At 67.3% G+C, this 14111-nt stretch carries 24 protein-coding genes; all 24 read left to right on the top strand.

Annotated elements, in window-relative coordinates:
• Positions 1 to 69 precede the first annotated feature (69 nt).
• The 24 genes from EDF55_RS10030 (at position 70) to map (ending at position 14064) form a co-directional block, all read left to right on the top strand.
• Positions 70 to 897: a DarT ssDNA thymidine ADP-ribosyltransferase family protein gene (locus EDF55_RS10030; protein ID WP_123654827.1), complete on the top strand. Its 828-nt coding sequence runs from the start codon at positions 70 to 72 to the stop codon at positions 895 to 897.
• Between the two features lie 611 nt (positions 898 to 1508).
• Positions 1509 to 1817, top strand: a complete 309-nt coding sequence (rpsJ, locus tag EDF55_RS10025; protein WP_017885534.1) for a 30S ribosomal protein S10 — start codon at positions 1509 to 1511, stop codon at positions 1815 to 1817.
• Between the two features lie 13 nt (positions 1818 to 1830).
• The gene (gene rplC, locus EDF55_RS10020; RefSeq protein ID WP_123654826.1) at positions 1831 to 2487 is read left to right on the top strand and encodes a 50S ribosomal protein L3; all 657 of its coding nucleotides are present in this window, start codon (positions 1831 to 1833) and stop codon (positions 2485 to 2487) included.
• Between the two features lie 2 nt (positions 2488 to 2489).
• Complete coding sequence (rplD, locus tag EDF55_RS10015) at positions 2490 to 3149, top strand: 50S ribosomal protein L4 (protein WP_123654825.1); 660 nt, start codon at positions 2490 to 2492, stop codon at positions 3147 to 3149.
• The gene (rplW, locus tag EDF55_RS10010; RefSeq protein ID WP_056121415.1) at positions 3146 to 3445 is read left to right on the top strand and encodes a 50S ribosomal protein L23; all 300 of its coding nucleotides are present in this window, start codon (positions 3146 to 3148) and stop codon (positions 3443 to 3445) included. The genes rplD and rplW overlap by 4 nt, the downstream gene beginning before the upstream one ends.
• 18 nt (positions 3446 to 3463) lie before the next feature.
• Entirely contained in the window at positions 3464 to 4303 is an 840-nt protein-coding gene (gene rplB, locus EDF55_RS10005; protein WP_123654824.1) for a 50S ribosomal protein L2, read from the top strand.
• An 11-nt stretch (positions 4304 to 4314) separates the two neighbouring features.
• A complete protein-coding gene (rpsS, locus tag EDF55_RS10000) occupies positions 4315 to 4596 on the top strand; it encodes a 30S ribosomal protein S19 (protein WP_071276761.1) in 282 nt (93 codons plus the stop codon).
• Positions 4597 to 4621: 25 nt separating this feature from the next.
• A complete protein-coding gene (rplV, locus tag EDF55_RS09995; protein ID WP_123654823.1) occupies positions 4622 to 5017 on the top strand; it encodes a 50S ribosomal protein L22 in 396 nt (131 codons plus the stop codon).
• Positions 5017 to 5832, top strand: coding sequence for a 30S ribosomal protein S3 (gene rpsC / locus EDF55_RS09990; protein ID WP_123654822.1), 816 nt, complete (start codon positions 5017 to 5019; stop codon positions 5830 to 5832). The genes rplV and rpsC overlap by 1 nt, the downstream gene beginning before the upstream one ends.
• Before the next feature lie 2 nt (positions 5833 to 5834).
• On the top strand, positions 5835 to 6254 hold the full coding sequence (rplP, locus tag EDF55_RS09985) for a 50S ribosomal protein L16 (RefSeq protein WP_123654821.1): 420 nt from the start codon (positions 5835 to 5837) through the stop codon (positions 6252 to 6254).
• Entirely contained in the window at positions 6254 to 6574 is a 321-nt protein-coding gene (gene rpmC / locus EDF55_RS09980; RefSeq protein WP_123654820.1) for a 50S ribosomal protein L29, read from the top strand. The genes rplP and rpmC overlap by 1 nt, the downstream gene beginning before the upstream one ends.
• Entirely contained in the window at positions 6574 to 6858 is a 285-nt protein-coding gene (gene rpsQ, locus EDF55_RS09975; protein ID WP_071276754.1) for a 30S ribosomal protein S17, read from the top strand. Before rpmC ends, rpsQ begins: the two co-directional genes overlap by 1 nt.
• 35 nt (positions 6859 to 6893) lie before the next feature.
• Positions 6894 to 7262 (top strand): 50S ribosomal protein L14, encoded by a 369-nt coding sequence (gene rplN, locus EDF55_RS09970; RefSeq protein ID WP_017885523.1) that lies wholly within the window; start codon positions 6894 to 6896, stop codon positions 7260 to 7262.
• A gap of 3 nt (positions 7263 to 7265) precedes the next feature.
• The gene (gene rplX / locus EDF55_RS09965) at positions 7266 to 7625 is read left to right on the top strand and encodes a 50S ribosomal protein L24 (RefSeq protein ID WP_123654819.1); all 360 of its coding nucleotides are present in this window, start codon (positions 7266 to 7268) and stop codon (positions 7623 to 7625) included.
• Positions 7625 to 8215 carry a 50S ribosomal protein L5 gene (gene rplE, locus EDF55_RS09960; RefSeq protein ID WP_123654818.1) on the top strand — a complete coding sequence of 197 codons (591 nt, stop codon included), beginning with the start codon at positions 7625 to 7627 and terminating at the stop codon, positions 8213 to 8215. Before rplX ends, rplE begins: the two co-directional genes overlap by 1 nt.
• A 153-nt stretch (positions 8216 to 8368) precedes the next feature.
• Positions 8369 to 8767: a 30S ribosomal protein S8 gene (gene rpsH, locus EDF55_RS09955; protein ID WP_071276748.1), complete on the top strand. Its 399-nt coding sequence runs from the start codon at positions 8369 to 8371 to the stop codon at positions 8765 to 8767.
• Between the two features lie 6 nt (positions 8768 to 8773).
• On the top strand, positions 8774 to 9310 hold the full coding sequence (gene rplF / locus EDF55_RS09950) for a 50S ribosomal protein L6 (RefSeq protein WP_123654817.1): 537 nt from the start codon (positions 8774 to 8776) through the stop codon (positions 9308 to 9310).
• A gap of 2 nt (positions 9311 to 9312) precedes the next feature.
• A complete protein-coding gene (gene rplR / locus EDF55_RS09945) occupies positions 9313 to 9684 on the top strand; it encodes a 50S ribosomal protein L18 (protein ID WP_123654816.1) in 372 nt (123 codons plus the stop codon).
• Positions 9681 to 10493, top strand: a complete 813-nt coding sequence (rpsE, locus tag EDF55_RS09940; RefSeq protein WP_123654815.1) for a 30S ribosomal protein S5 — start codon at positions 9681 to 9683, stop codon at positions 10491 to 10493. Before rplR ends, rpsE begins: the two co-directional genes overlap by 4 nt.
• Positions 10493 to 10678 carry a 50S ribosomal protein L30 gene (gene rpmD, locus EDF55_RS09935; RefSeq protein WP_082517835.1) on the top strand — a complete coding sequence of 62 codons (186 nt, stop codon included), beginning with the start codon at positions 10493 to 10495 and terminating at the stop codon, positions 10676 to 10678. Before rpsE ends, rpmD begins: the two co-directional genes overlap by 1 nt.
• Positions 10675 to 11139 (top strand): 50S ribosomal protein L15, encoded by a 465-nt coding sequence (gene rplO / locus EDF55_RS09930; protein WP_071299488.1) that lies wholly within the window; start codon positions 10675 to 10677, stop codon positions 11137 to 11139. The genes rpmD and rplO overlap by 4 nt, the downstream gene beginning before the upstream one ends.
• Before the next feature lie 176 nt (positions 11140 to 11315).
• Entirely contained in the window at positions 11316 to 12638 is a 1323-nt protein-coding gene (gene secY / locus EDF55_RS09925; protein WP_123654814.1) for a preprotein translocase subunit SecY, read from the top strand.
• The gene (locus EDF55_RS09920; RefSeq protein WP_123654813.1) at positions 12635 to 13225 is read left to right on the top strand and encodes an adenylate kinase; all 591 of its coding nucleotides are present in this window, start codon (positions 12635 to 12637) and stop codon (positions 13223 to 13225) included. Before secY ends, EDF55_RS09920 begins: the two co-directional genes overlap by 4 nt.
• A gap of 59 nt (positions 13226 to 13284) precedes the next feature.
• Complete coding sequence (map, locus tag EDF55_RS09915) at positions 13285 to 14064, top strand: type I methionyl aminopeptidase (RefSeq protein ID WP_243698228.1); 780 nt, start codon at positions 13285 to 13287, stop codon at positions 14062 to 14064.
• Positions 14065 to 14111: the final 47 nt, after the last annotated feature.

The following is a 14111-nucleotide window of genomic DNA, read 5'->3' as shown; positions in this document are numbered from 1 at the left end:
CCGTGATGACGTAGCGTTTACCCTTGTGCCGTTCCACCCCCACGCGGCACGGAAGGACCCACACCAGTCGTGACCGACGAGTGCATCCACGGATTCCCCACCGAACTCTGCGACATCTGCGCGCCGCGCCAGCGCGAGCTGCCGGACGTCCCCAAGACCCCGGCACCGCGGCGGACCCGCGTGAGCACGTCCCTCCGGTCGACCCCCGGCGGCTCCCCGGCACGTGCCCGGGCCACCGCGCTGCGCACCGCTGAGCCGGAGATGCCCGCCGCGCGGGTGTTCGGCACGCTGCGGGCGCACCACGTCACCCACATCGACAACTTCGACGGCATCGTCGCGGACCAGGCGATCCTGGCGTCCGACCGGGTCACCCCGTCGTACGACATCAGCGCGCCGGCCCTCCGCGAGTCCCGCGCAGCGGCGACCGCTCCCGACGGTTCGAGCGTCGCCGCGCACGTGCCGTTCTCGCTCTCGCCCGACGGGGCCCGCTGGGACGAGGTCCGCCGCGGTGCGCTCGACGAGACGCGCTGGTCGGACGCCGCCCGGCACACCCGCGGCACCGACTACGTCGTACTCGTCGTCCCGACGGCGGCGTTCGGCGCCTCCGTGATCTTGTCGGACACCGACGCCGACGCCGAGGACGTCCGGTTCGCCGTCGGCCCCGAGGCGTCCGCGAACATGCTGCGCCGCACCGACCTGACCGACCCGGAGATGCATGGCCTCGAGGTGCTCGCCGGCCCGAGCGTCCCGTTCACCTCGGTCGCGGTCATCGGCGTGCCGAACGACCGGGCCCGGCACGCGGTGAAGGACATCCTCGCCGAGCACGGCGGTCACGCTCCCCGCGTCGCCGTCTTCCCGCCGTGGTTCGTGCCCCCGGTGATCGACGACGAGGACTAGCCCGCAGTCGTCACCGCACCACCTTCCGGACACAGCACCGCGCGATCGCGTGGTGCTGTGTCCGTTTCGCGGTCCGGCCGGTCCGCGGCGGGCTTCCGGACGGCTTCCGGCGGTGGTCCCGGGCGGCTTCCGGAGGCGTGTTCCGGGGCGGGCGCGACCCGGGCCTCCAGGCCGCTGGATCCGCGGCAGACCGGGGGAGTGGCACCGTTCCGACACGCCCGGTGAAGCGCGACACGCCCGGGTTGCACGGATGCTGTGCCTATGGGAGACTTGTCCGGTTCCGAAATTCCACGGGCGTCCGCGCCCGCAAGGATCACTGCTCTGGCAGTGCACAACCCCCTTGTTCAGCAGGGCTGGGTTGGGCCGCAGGCAGCAGAACAGCTCGAATCCCAGGGAGCACGCCGGTCCGCCGGCGTGTGTGGGAAGCGACACGTCCACGTGGGCCGGTGTGAGCACCAGCAGCATGCCCGCCCACGCGGTTGACAGGAGAACAGCGGTCATCCCCAGCGGATGCGTCCGGTGATTCACGCAAACAGCCAGGTCCGCACAGGGCGGAACCCGGCGGCGTCAGGCGGCCCGAGGGTGCGCGGCGCAGAGAGGACAGAGAACACATGGCGGGACAGAAGATCCGCATCCGGCTCAAGTCGTACGACCACGAGGTCATCGACACGTCGGCCCGGAAGATCGTCGACACGGTGACCCGTGCCGGTGCGACCGTGGTCGGCCCGGTGCCGCTCCCCACCGAGAAGAACGTGATCGCAGTGATCCGTTCCCCTCACAAGTACAAGGACTCGCGCGAGCACTTCGAGAAGCGCACGCACAAGCGGGTCATCGACATCGTCGACCCGACGCCGAAGGCCGTCGACTCGCTCATGCGTCTCGACCTCCCGGCCGACGTCAACATCGAGATCAAGCTGTAAGGGGGGCTGACTGATGGCGAATTCAACCAAGTCCGTCAAGGGCCTCCTCGGCAAGAAGCTCGGGATGACCCAGGTGTGGGACGAGAACAACAAGTTCATCCCCGTCACCGTGATCGAGGTCGGCCCGAACGTGGTCACCCAGATCCGCAACGTCGAGCGTGACGGCTACGAGGCGATCCAGATCGCCGCCGGCCAGATCGACCCGCGCAAGGTGAACAAGCCGGCCGCTGGCCACTTCGAGGCCGCCGGGGTCACCCCGCGCCGCACCCTCACCGAGATCCGCACGTCGGACGCCGGCGAGTACACGCTGGGCCAGGAGCTCACCGTGGACGCCACGTTCGAAGCCGGCGCGAAGGTCGACGTCGTCGGCACGAGCAAGGGCAAGGGCTTCGCGGGTGTCATGAAGCGCCACGGCTTCGCCGGCGTCTCCGCCTCGCACGGTTCGCACCGCAACCACCGCAAGCCCGGCTCGATCGGTGCTTCCTCGACCCCGTCGCGTGTCTTCAAGGGCATGCGTATGGCCGGTCGCATGGGTGGCGAGCGCGTCACCGTCCTCAACCTCACGGTGCACGCCGTCGACGCCGAGAAGGGTCTGCTGCTCGTCAAGGGCGCCGTCCCCGGTGCTCGCGGTCGCTCCGTCTTCGTCCGCACCGCCGTGAAGGGTAAGTGATCATGGCCACCACGACCGCAACCACGATCGACGTCCTCGACGCATCGGGTGTCAAGTCCGGCACCGTCGAGCTCCCCGCCGAGCTCTTCGACGTCGAGACCAACGTCCCGCTGATCCACCAGGTCGTCACCGCGCAGCGCGCCGCTTCGCGTCAGGGCACCCACAAGACCAAGAACCGCGGCGAAGTCCGCGGTGCCGGTCGCAAGCCGTTCAAGCAGAAGGGCACCGGCCGCGCCCGTCAGGGTTCCGTCCGTGCTCCGGAGCACACCGGCGGTGGCGTCGTCCACGGACCGACCCCGCGCGACTACTCGCAGCGCACCCCGAAGAAGATGATCGCCGCGGCTCTGCTCGGCTCGCTCTCGGACCGCGCCCGCGGTGGCCGCATCTCCGCTGTGGAGGGCTTCGTCGCGGCCGAGGTGCCGTCGACCAAGACCGCCCGCACGCTCCTCGAGAAGGTCGCGCCCGTCAAGAACGTGCTCGTCGTGCTCGAGTCGGACGACGAGCTCACGCTCAAGTCGATCCGCAACCTGCCGAACGTCCACGCGCTCTCGTACGGCCAGCTGAACGCCTACGACGTCCTCGTGTCGGACGCCATCGTCTTCAGCAAGAGCGCCCTCGACGCCTTCATCGCGTCGAAGACCGCGAAGGAGATCACCGCATGAGCGGCTTCAACAAGGACCCGCGCGACATCATCATCTCGCCGGTCGTGTCGGAGAAGAGCTACGGCCTCATCGACCAGGGCAAGTACACGTTCATCGTGGACCCCCGTGCGAACAAGACCGAGATCAAGCTCGCGATCGAGAAGATCTTCAACGTCAAGGTCGCCGGCATCAACACGCTGAACCGTCCGGGCAAGACCCGCCGCACCAAGTTCGGTCTGGGCAAGCGCAAGGACACCAAGCGTGCCATCGTGACGCTCAAGTCCGGTTCGATCGACATCTTCACGGCTGTCGGCTGAGGACCAGAGGGATAAATCATGGCTATTCGTAACTACAAGCCGACGACCCCGGGTCGTCGTGGCTCCTCGGTCGCCGACTTCGCCGAGATCACCCGCTCGACCCCGGAGAAGTCCCTGCTTCGTCCGCTGCCGAAGACCGGTGGCCGCAACAGCTCGGGCCGCATCACCACCCGCCACATCGGTGGTGGCCACAAGCGCCAGTACCGCGTGATCGACTTCCGTCGTCACGACAAGGACGGCGTGGACGCCAAGGTCGCGCACATCGAGTACGACCCGAACCGCACGGCGCGCATCGCGCTCCTGCACTTCGTGGACGGCACCAAGCGCTACATCATCGCCCCGAACAAGCTCAAGCAGGGCGACGTCGTCGAGCAGGGCCCCGGTGCTGACATCAAGCCCGGCAACAACCTGCCGCTCCGCAACATCCCCGTGGGTACGGTCATCCACGCGATCGAGCTCCGCCCCGGTGGCGGCGCCAAGCTCGCGCGTTCGGCCGGCTCCTCGGTGCGTCTCGTCGCGAAGGACGGCCCCTACGCGCAGCTCCGTCTGCCGTCGGGTGAAGTCCGCAACGTCGACGCCCGCTGCCGCGCCACGATCGGCGAGGTCGGCAACGCCGAGCAGTCGAACATCAACTGGGGCAAGGCCGGCCGCATGCGCTGGAAGGGCGTCCGCCCGACCGTCCGTGGTGTCGCGATGAACCCGATCGACCACCCGCACGGTGGTGGTGAGGGCAAGACCTCCGGTGGACGTCACCCGGTCAGCCCCTGGGGCCAGTCCGAGGGCCGCACGCGCAAGCCGAACAAGCCGAGCGACAAGCTCATCGTCCGTCGCCGTAACGCCGGCAAGAAGCGCAAGTAGGAGTTCAGAAGATGCCACGCAGTCTGAAGAAGGGCCCCTTCGTCGACGAGCACCTGCTCCGCAAGGTCGTCACGCAGAACGAGGCCAGCACGAAGAACGTGATCCGTACGTGGTCGCGCCGCTCGATGATCGTCCCGAACATGCTCGGGCACACCATCGCGGTGCACGACGGACGCAAGCACATCCCGGTGTTCGTCACCGAATCGATGGTCGGTCACAAGCTCGGCGAGTTCGCGCCGACCCGTACCTTCCGCGGTCACGTGAAGGACGACAAGAAGGGCCGTCGCCGCTAAGGCGGCGACGCAGAGGAGGAACGAAATGGTGGAGTCGATCGCACGCGTGCGACACATCCGCGTCACGCCTCAGAAGGCCCGTCGCGTCATCGAGCTGATCCGCGGCAAGCAGGCCCACGAGGCGCTCGCCATCCTGAAGTTCGCCCCCCAGGGCGCTTCGGAGCCCGTGTACAAGCTGGTCGCCTCGGCGATCGCCAACGCACGTGTCAAGGCGGACTCGACGAACAGCTTCCTGGACGAGCGCGACCTCTACGTGAGCCGCGTCTTCGTCGACGAAGGCACGACCCTCAAGCGGTTCCAGCCGCGTGCCCAGGGCCGCGCCTTCCGGATCAACAAGCGCACCAGCCACATCACGGTGGTCCTCGCGACCCCTGACGAGGCCGAGGCTGCTGCCGCGACGAGCAAGAAGGCGAGCAAGTAATGGGCCAGAAGGTCAACCCGTACGGCTTCCGTCTCGGGATCACGACGGACCACGTCTCGCACTGGTTCACCGACAGCACGAAGCCGGGTCAGCGTTACGCCGACTACGTGGCCGAGGACATCAAGGTGCGTCAGTACCTGAAGAAGACCCTCGACCGTGCCGGCGTCGCCCGCATCGAGCTCGAGCGCACCCGTGACCGTGTCCGCGTGGACATCCACACGGCGCGTCCGGGCATCGTCATCGGCCGCCGCGGCGCCGAGGCGGAGCGCATCCGCGGTGAGCTCGAGAAGCTCACCAAGAAGCAGATCCAGCTCAACATCCTCGAGGTCAAGAACCCCGAGACCGAAGCCCAGCTCGTCGCGCAGGGCATCGCGGAGCAGCTCTCCGCTCGTGTCGCGTTCCGTCGCGCCATGCGCAAGGGCCTCCAGGGTGCACAGCGCGCCGGTGCCAAGGGTGTCCGCATCCAGGTCGCCGGCCGTCTCGGCGGCGCCGAGATGTCGCGCTCGGAGTTCTACCGCGAGGGCCGCGTGCCCCTGCACACGCTCCGCGCCAACATCGACTACGGCTTCTACGAGGCCCGGACGACGTTCGGTCGCATCGGTGTGAAGGTCTGGATCTACAAGGGCGACATCACGAACAAGGAGCTCGCTCGCGAGCAGGCGAACCAGCGTTCGTCGCGCCCGGAGCGTCGTGGCGGCCCGCGTGGCGACCGCAATGACCGCGGTGACCGTCGTGGCGGCGACCGCGGCGACCGCGGCGGCCGTGAGCAGCAGGCCCCGCAGGAAGCGCCGGCCGGCGCAGGAGTTGAGGCGTAACCATGCTTATCCCCCGTCGAGTCAAGCACCGCAAGCAGCACCACCCGAAGCGCTCGGGTCAGGCCACCGGTGGCACCAAGGTCTCCTTCGGTGACTACGGCATCCAGGCCCTCACGCCCGCTTACGTGACCAACCGTCAGATCGAGTCCGCTCGTATCGCCATGACACGTCACATCAAGCGTGGCGGCAAGGTGTGGATCAACATCTACCCGGACCGTCCGCTCACCAAGAAGCCTGCTGAGACCCGCATGGGTTCCGGTAAGGGTTCGCCCGAGTGGTGGATCGCGAACGTCAAGCCCGGCCGTGTGCTCTTCGAGCTCTCCGGCGTCAGCGAGGACATCGCCCGTGAGGCGTTGACCCGTGCAATTCACAAGCTGCCCCTCAAGGCACGCATCATCAAGCGCGAGGAGGGCGACGCATAATGGCGATCGGTTCCAAGGAGCTCCGTCCGACGGAGCTCGACACGTTCGAGAACGAGCGTCTCGCTGACGAGCTGAAGAAGGCCAAGGAGGAGCTCTTCAACCTCCGCTTCCAGTCGGCCACCGGCCAGCTGGAGAGCCACGGTCGTCTCCGTGCCGTCAAGCGCGACATCGCCCGGATCTACACCGTCCTCCGCGAGCGCGAGCTCGGCATCCGTGCCACTCCCGCTCCCGTCGAGACCGCAACCAAGGCCAAGAAGTCGACGAAGAAGGCCGAGAAGCCGGCTGAGTCGACCGAGGCCGAGACCGCCGAGGAGAACTGATGGCGAACGAAGAGAAGGACTCCGCCGCCCTCACCCGCGGCTACCGCAAGACGCGCCGCGGTTACGTGACCAGCGACAAGATGGACAAGACCATCGTCGTCGAGGTCGAGGACCGCGTGAAGCACGCCCTCTACGGCAAGGTCATCCGCCGCACCTCCAAGGTGAAGGCGCACGACGAGGCCGGTTCGGCCGGTGTCGGCGACCTCGTCGTGATCAGCGAGACCCGTCCCCTCAGTGCCTCCAAGCGCTGGCGCCTGGTCGAGATCCTCGAGAAGGCCAAGTAGGCCTCGCGGCCCGCTTGCGGAAATAGGAGACAGCAGTGATTCAGCAGGAATCCCGCCTGAAGGTCGCCGACAACACGGGTGCCAAGGAGATCTTGACCATCCGCGTTCTCGGTGGCTCGGGTCGTCGCTACGCCGGACTCGGTGACGTCATCGTCGCCACGGTGAAGGACGCCATCCCCGGCGGCAACGTGAAGAAGGGTGACGTCGTCAAGGCGGTCATCGTTCGCACCAAGAAGGAGACCCGTCGTCAGGACGGCTCCTACATCAAGTTCGACGAGAACGCGGCAGTGATCCTCAAGGCTGACGGCGACCCGCGCGGCACGCGCATCTTCGGTCCGGTCGGTCGCGAGCTTCGTGACAAGAAGTTCATGAAGATCATCTCGCTCGCGCCGGAGGTGCTGTAAGCCATGGCGAACATCAAGAAGGGTGACCTGGTCCAGGTCATCACGGGCGCGACGCAGGAGCGTGGCGGCGACCGTGGCAAGCAGGGCAAGGTCATCGAGGTCATCACGGGCAAGAACCGTGTCGTCGTCGAGGGTGTGAACTTCGTCACGAAGCACGTCCGCGTCGGCCAGACGCAGCGTGGTTCCAAGACCGGCGGCATCGAGCAGCACGAGGCTTCGATCCACGTGTCGAACGTCGCGCTCGTCGACCCCAAGACGAAGAAGCCGACCCGCGTCGGCTTCCGCACCGAAGAGGTGGAGAAGGACGGCGTCAAGAAGACCGTCCGCGTCCGCTACGCCAAGAAGTCTGGTGAGAAGCTCTGATGACTGACACGACTGCCGCGACAGCTGAGAAAGTTCAGCCGCGCCTCAAGCAGAAGTACAAGAACGAGATCAAGGCAGCGCTGACCGAGCAGTTCGGCTACGGCAACGTGAACCAGGTCCCCGGCCTGGTGAAGGTCGTCGTGAACACCGGTGTCGGCGAGGCAGCTCGCGACTCGAAGATCATGGACGGGGCCATCAAGGACCTCACCGCGATCACGGGTCAGAAGCCGCAGGTCACGATGGCCCGCAAGTCCATCGCGCAGTTCAAGCTGCGTGAGGGCCAGGCCATCGGCGCACACGTCACCCTCCGCGGTGACCGTGCGTGGGAGTTCCTGGACCGCCTGCTCTCGCTCGCCCTCCCCCGTATCCGCGACTTCCGTGGTCTCTCCGACCGCCAGTTCGACGGCAACGGCAACTACACGTTCGGTCTCACGGAGCAGAGCATGTTCCACGAGATCGACCAGGACCGCATCGACCGTGTCCGCGGCTTCGACATCACCGTCGTGACCACCGCGAAGACGGACGACGAGGGACGTGCCCTGCTCAAGCAGCTGGGCTTCCCGTTCCGCTCTGCCGAGCAGACGGTCTAAACTACTTCGAGCGACGCGGGCCGGAGGATGCAAGTCCTCCGGCCCGCCCGCACGAACACACGGACTCCGGGGAATCGCCCTGGAGTCACTCGATCGCTCAGGTCGGCATTCGTGGAACGGGTGTCGAAACCAGGTGAGAAACGGAATCACATCATGACGATGACCGATCCGGTCGCAGACATGCTGACCAGATTGCGGAACGCGAACTCGGCGCACCACGACGCCGTCTCGCTTCCGAGCTCGAAGCTCAAGACCACCATCGCTGACATCCTCAAGCGCGAGGGCTACATCAGCGAGTGGAAGGTGGAGGACGCCCGCGTGGGCAAGACCCTCACCATCGAGCTCAAGTACGGCCCCGAGCGCGAGCGCTCGATCGCCGGCATCAAGCGCGTGTCGAAGCCCGGTCTCCGGGTCTACGCGAAGTCGACGGAGATCCCCCAGGTCCTCGGTGGCCTCGGTGTGGCGATCCTGTCGACCTCCTCGGGTCTCCTGACCGACCGCGAAGCCGAGCAGAAGGGCGTGGGTGGGGAAGTCCTCGCCTACGTTTGGTGATCGAACATGTCTCGAATCGGACGTCTTCCCATTGACATCCCCGCGGGCGTGACCGTCTCCATCGACGGTCAGAACGTCGCGGTCAAGGGCCCGAAGGGCGAGCTCTCGCTCGTCGTCGCGGAGCCCATCCAGGCCAACGTCGAGGAGAACCAGGTCCTCGTCACCCGTCCGGACGACGAGCGCACCTCGCGTTCGCTCCACGGGCTGACCCGGACCCTCATCGCGAACCAGATCATCGGCGTCACCCAGGGCTACTCCAAGGGCCTCGAGGTCGTCGGTACCGGTTACCGCGTCCAGGCGAAGGGCTCGAACCTCGAGTTCGCGCTCGGCTACTCCCACTCGATCACGATCGAGCCGCCGGCGGGCATCAGCTTCGCCGTCGAGGGCAACAACAAGGTCACCGTCAACGGCATCGACAAGCAGGCCGTCGGCGAGGTCGCGGCCAACATCCGGAAGCTGCGGAAGCCGGAGCCCTACAAGGGCAAGGGTGTCCGCTACGCCGGCGAGAACGTGCGCCGCAAGGCCGGAAAGTCAGGTAAGTGATCATGGCTATCGGAACTCGAGGCAAGAGCAAGGCGGCCGCCAAGGCCCGCCGCCACAACCGTCTCCGCAAGAAGATCACCGGCACCGAGGCACGTCCCCGTCTCGCCGTCACCCGCTCGTCACGTCACGTGTTCGTGCAGGTCATCGACGACTCGAAGGGTCACACCCTCGCCAGCGCATCGACGATGGAGGCAGACCTCCGCTCGTTCGACGGCGACAAGACCGCCAAGGCGCGTCGCGTCGGCGAGCTCCTCGCCGAGCGTGCGAAGACCGCCGGTGTCGAAGCCGTCGTGTTCGACCGCGGTGGTAGCAAGTACGCCGGTCGCGTCGCCGCGATCGCCGATGGTGCCCGTGAAGGAGGGCTGAACCTGTGAGCGACATCGCGAACAACAGCAACGCCGAAGAGACCCCGGCCGTCGAGGAGACGACCAGCGTCGAAGAGACCAGCGAGACCACCGAGGCCACCAGCGCCGAGGAGACCCCGAAGGGCAAGGAGGCGGAGGCAGCTGCCCCCGTCGCCGAGCGTCCGGTCGAGACCGCTGCAGGCTCCGCGTCCAACAACCGCGACTCGGCCGACAACCGTGGCCGTCGTGGTGGCGGTCGTGACCGTCAGCAGGGCCGTGACCGCAACAACCGCGGTGGCGACAGCCAGTTCCTCGAGCGCGTGGTGACCATCAACCGCGTCTCGAAGGTCGTCAAGGGTGGTCGTCGCTTCAGCTTCACCGCGCTCGTCGTCGTCGGTGACGGCAACGGCCTGGTCGGTGTCGGCTACGGCAAGGCCAAGGAGGTCCCCACGGCGATCTCCAAGGGTGTCGAAGAGGCGAAGAAGAACTTCTTCCGCGTCCCGCGCGTCGGCAACACCATCCCGCACCCCGTGCAGGGTGAGGCCGCAGCCGGTGTCGTCCTCCTGCGTCCGGCCGGCCCGGGTACCGGTGTCATCGCCGGTGGTCCCGTCCGTGCCGTGCTCGAGTGCGCCGGCATCCACGACGTCCTGAGCAAGTCGCTCGGTTCGTCGAACACCATCAACATCGTGCACGCCACGGTCGAGGCCCTCAAGCAGCTCGAGGAGCCCCGCGCCGTCGCAGCACGTCGTGGCCTCGACATCGACCACGTCGTGCCGGCCCGCCTGCTCCGTGCCGAGGCGGCCGCACGTGCCGCCGCGAGCGAGAAGGCAGGTGCCTGATGGCCATGCTGAAGATCACGCAGACGAAGTCAGTCATCAGCGAGAAGCAGTACCAGCGCGACACGCTCCGCAGCCTGGGTCTCAAGCGCATCGGCCGTACGGTCCTGCGTGAGGACAACTCCCAGAACCGCGGCTACATCGCGACGGTGGCGCACCTCGTGAAGGTCGAGGAGGTCGACGCATGAGCGACGAGAAGAACGAGCGCGTCCAGATCCTGAAGGTGCACCACCTTCGTCCGGCCGCTGGCTCGAAGAAGGACCGCACCCGTGTGGGTCGCGGTGAGGGCTCGAAGGGCAAGACCGCGGGCCGCGGTACCAAGGGCACGAAGGCCCGTTACCAGGTCCGCGTCGGCTTCGAGGGTGGGCAGATGCCGCTGCACATGCGCACCCCGAAGCTCCGCGGGTTCAAGAACCCGTTCCGCGTCGAGTACCAGGTCGTGAACCTGGACAAGCTCGCGGAGCTGTACCCGAACGGTGGCGACGTCACCGTTGCGGACCTGGTCGCCAAGGGCGCCGTCCGCAAGAACGAGAAGGTCAAGGTTCTCGGTCAGGGTGACATCAGCGTGAAGCTCACCGTCACGGTCGACAAGGTCTCGGGCTCCGCCCAGGACAAGATCGTGGCTGCGGGCGGCACCGTCACCGAGTAGTCCCGTCGGCGGCCCGTGCATTGCGCACGGGCCGCCGTTACGGTTTCCTTGATGGAGGCCCGGATCCCCCCGTCGGTTCGACGACGGACGCCGGGCCACGCGGTCGGCGCTTCCGGCCACGGGCGGATCCGCCCGGCACGATCGGCAAGACCGGTCCCCAGAAGTTCGGAGTTCTCGTGTTCAGAGCGGTCGCGCGCATCATGCGCACCCCCGATCTTCGGAAGAAGATCGGCTTCACCCTCGCGATCATCGCGCTGTTCCGCCTCGGGTCGTACATCCCGGCACCGTACGTCGACTACGCCGCGGTGCAGACCTGCCTCGCGAGCGCTTCGTCCTCCGGCGGTCTCTACGACCTGATCAACCTGTTCTCCGGCGGCGCGCTGCTGAAGCTCTCGGTCTTCGCGCTCGGCATCATGCCGTACATCACGTCGTCGATCATCGTGCAGCTCCTGCGCGTCGTGATCCCGCACTTCGACGCCCTCTACAAGGAGGGTCAGACCGGTCAGGCCAAGCTGACCCAGTACACCCGCTACCTCACCATCGCGCTCGGTGTGCTGCAGTCCACGACGCTGATCACGGTCGCCCGCTCCGGCCAGCTCTTCGGCACGAACGCCAGCTCCTCCTGCTCGTCGATCATCTCGAACGACAGCTGGTACGCGATCATGCTCATGGTCGTCACCCTGACCGCCGGCACCGGCCTCATCATGTGGATGGGCGAGCTCGTCACCGAGCGCGGCATCGGCAACGGCATGTCGCTCCTCATCTTCACGTCCATCGCAGCGCAGTTCCCGTCCGCGCTCTGGGCGATCGAGCAGTCGCAGTCGTTCGAGCTCTTCCTGTTCGTCATCCTGGTCGGCCTGGTCATCATGATGGCCGTCGTCTTCGTCGAGCAGTCGCAGCGGCGGATCCCCGTGCAGTACGCCAAGCGCATGGTCGGCCGTCGGACCTACGGCGGCAACAACACGTACATCCCGATCAAGGTGAACATGGCCGGCGTCGTGCCCGTCATCTTCGCCTCGTCGCTGCTGTACCTGCCGGCCCTGGTCGCGCAGTTCAACCAGCCCTCCGACGGCTCCGAGCCGGCCGCGTGGGTGACCTGGATCCAGAACAACCTGACCTCGGGTGACAACTGGTTCTACATGGTCCTGTACTTCCTGCTCATCGTCGGGTTCACCTACTTCTACGTCGCGATCACCTTCAACCCCGAAGAGGTCGCCGACAACATGAAGAAGTACGGCGGGTTCATCCCCGGCATCCGTGCCGGTCGTCCCACCGCCGAGTACCTCGACTACGTCCTGACCCGGGTGACGTTGCCCGGCTCGCTCTACCTCGGTCTCATCGCGCTCATCCCGCTGGCAGCACTGGCGCTGTTCGGCGCGAACCAGAACTTCCCGTTCGGTGGCGCGAGCATCCTCATCATCGTGGGTGTCGGTCTCGAGACCGTGAAGCAGATCGACTCGCAGCTGCAGCAACGTCACTACGAAGGGCTTCTCCGTTGAGCGCACGTCTCATCATCGTCGGACCTCCCGGAGCCGGGAAGGGCACCCAGGCCGGCCGCATCGCCGAGTCCTTCGGCATCCCGGCCGTCTCCACCGGGGACATCTTCCGGAAGAACGTGTCGGAAGGCACGCCGCTCGGGGTCCAGGCGAAGGCGATCATGGACGCGGGTGACTACGTCCCGGACTCGCTGACGAACGAGCTCGTGAAGTCCCGCCTCGAAGAGCCGGACGCCGAGAGCGGCTTCCTGCTGGACGGCTACCCCCGCACGGTCGGCCAGGTCGAGTACCTCGACGCGCTGCTGACCGAGCAGGGCGCCGGGATCGATGCGGTCATCCGGCTCGTGGCCGACCAGGACGCGCTCGTCGAGCGGCTCCTGAAGCGCGCTGAGCAGCAGGGCCGCAGCGACGACAACGAGGAGACGATCCGTCGTCGCCAGCAGGTCTACGCCGAGCAGACCGCCCCGATCGTCGACGCCTACCAGCAGCGTGGGCTCGTGGTCGAGGTCGACGGCCTCGGCGCCATCGACGAGGTCGGTGACCGCATCCAGGCAGCGCTCGCGTCGCGCGGGCTGACCGCCGGCGTCTGACCCGCGTGGCACGGTTCCGCAAGCCCTCGATCTACAAGACCCCGGACGAGCTCCGCGCCATGGTGCGCCCGGGGCTCCTGACCGCGGCAGCGCTCGACGCCGTCCGTGCGGCGATCCGGCCCGGCATCACCACGGGGGAGCTCGACGCGATCGCCGAGCGGACGATCCGTGACGGCGGCGGGATCCCGAACTTCCAGCTGGTCCCCGGGTACCGGCACACGCTCTGCGTGTCGGTGAACGACGAGATCGTGCACGGCATCCCGGGGGACCGGGTGCTCCAGCCGGGTGACATCGTCTCGGTGGACGCCGGTGCGGAGGTCGACGGCTGGAACGGCGACAGCGCGTTCACGACGGTGGTCCCGGGCGGCGACGCCTCCCTGTCGGCCGCCCGACAGCGGCTCAGCGACACCACCGAGCGGTCGCTCTGGCACGGCATCGTGGCGCTCGCGAAGGCGAAGAACCTCAACGAGGTCGGCGACGCGGTCGAGGACGCCATCGACGAGACCGGCAAGTGGGGCATCGTCGAGGACTTCACCGGCCACGGCATCGGTCGGTCCATGCACGAGGAGCCCCCGGTCTTCAACTACCGCATCCGTGGCGCGGGTCCGGCGGTGCGTCCGGGCCTCGTGGTCGCGATCGAGCCGATGGTCACCGCCGGCACGATCGACAGCTCGACCGACGACGACGACTGGACCGTCCGCACCCTCGACGGTTCGGATGCTGCGCACTGGGAGCACAGCGTCGCGGTGCACGCGGACGGGATCTGGGTCCTGACGGCCGCCGACGGCGGCGCCGCGCACCTGACCCCGCTGGGTGTGACGCCCGTCCCGATCCCGTAGCACCACGAGCCTCCCGGCCCGCTCGTCGTCCCGCACTGCGGACGCGA

The organism is Curtobacterium sp. ZW137, assembly GCF_003762905.1.
Lineage (GTDB): Bacteria > Actinomycetota > Actinomycetes > Actinomycetales > Microbacteriaceae > Curtobacterium.
Note: the sequence above shows the minus strand (reverse complement) of the source record. Positions and strands in the feature narration are given on the sequence as shown.

Coding starts and splice junctions, on each gene's coding strand:
- rplE (WP_123654818.1), top strand. CDS start 7,625: ATGACTGACACGACTGCCGCGACAGCTGAGAAAGTTCAGCCGCGCCTC.
- rplR (WP_123654816.1), top strand. CDS start 9,313: ATGGCTATCGGAACTCGAGGCAAGAGCAAGGCGGCCGCCAAGGCCCGC.
- rplF (WP_123654817.1), top strand. CDS start 8,774: ATGTCTCGAATCGGACGTCTTCCCATTGACATCCCCGCGGGCGTGACC.
- rpmD (WP_082517835.1), top strand. CDS start 10,493: ATGGCCATGCTGAAGATCACGCAGACGAAGTCAGTCATCAGCGAGAAG.
- rplD (WP_123654825.1), top strand. CDS start 2,490: ATGGCCACCACGACCGCAACCACGATCGACGTCCTCGACGCATCGGGT.
- rpsH (WP_071276748.1), top strand. CDS start 8,369: ATGACGATGACCGATCCGGTCGCAGACATGCTGACCAGATTGCGGAAC.
- map (WP_243698228.1), top strand. CDS start 13,285: ATGGTGCGCCCGGGGCTCCTGACCGCGGCAGCGCTCGACGCCGTCCGT.
- rplP (WP_123654821.1), top strand. CDS start 5,835: ATGCTTATCCCCCGTCGAGTCAAGCACCGCAAGCAGCACCACCCGAAG.
- rpsJ (WP_017885534.1), top strand. CDS start 1,509: ATGGCGGGACAGAAGATCCGCATCCGGCTCAAGTCGTACGACCACGAG.
- rpsQ (WP_071276754.1), top strand. CDS start 6,574: ATGGCGAACGAAGAGAAGGACTCCGCCGCCCTCACCCGCGGCTACCGC.
- rpmC (WP_123654820.1), top strand. CDS start 6,254: ATGGCGATCGGTTCCAAGGAGCTCCGTCCGACGGAGCTCGACACGTTC.
- rplV (WP_123654823.1), top strand. CDS start 4,622: ATGGTGGAGTCGATCGCACGCGTGCGACACATCCGCGTCACGCCTCAG.
- rplC (WP_123654826.1), top strand. CDS start 1,831: ATGGCGAATTCAACCAAGTCCGTCAAGGGCCTCCTCGGCAAGAAGCTC.
- rplO (WP_071299488.1), top strand. CDS start 10,675: ATGAGCGACGAGAAGAACGAGCGCGTCCAGATCCTGAAGGTGCACCAC.
- rplX (WP_123654819.1), top strand. CDS start 7,266: ATGGCGAACATCAAGAAGGGTGACCTGGTCCAGGTCATCACGGGCGCG.
- rpsC (WP_123654822.1), top strand. CDS start 5,017: ATGGGCCAGAAGGTCAACCCGTACGGCTTCCGTCTCGGGATCACGACG.
- rpsS (WP_071276761.1), top strand. CDS start 4,315: ATGCCACGCAGTCTGAAGAAGGGCCCCTTCGTCGACGAGCACCTGCTC.
- rplW (WP_056121415.1), top strand. CDS start 3,146: ATGAGCGGCTTCAACAAGGACCCGCGCGACATCATCATCTCGCCGGTC.
- rplB (WP_123654824.1), top strand. CDS start 3,464: ATGGCTATTCGTAACTACAAGCCGACGACCCCGGGTCGTCGTGGCTCC.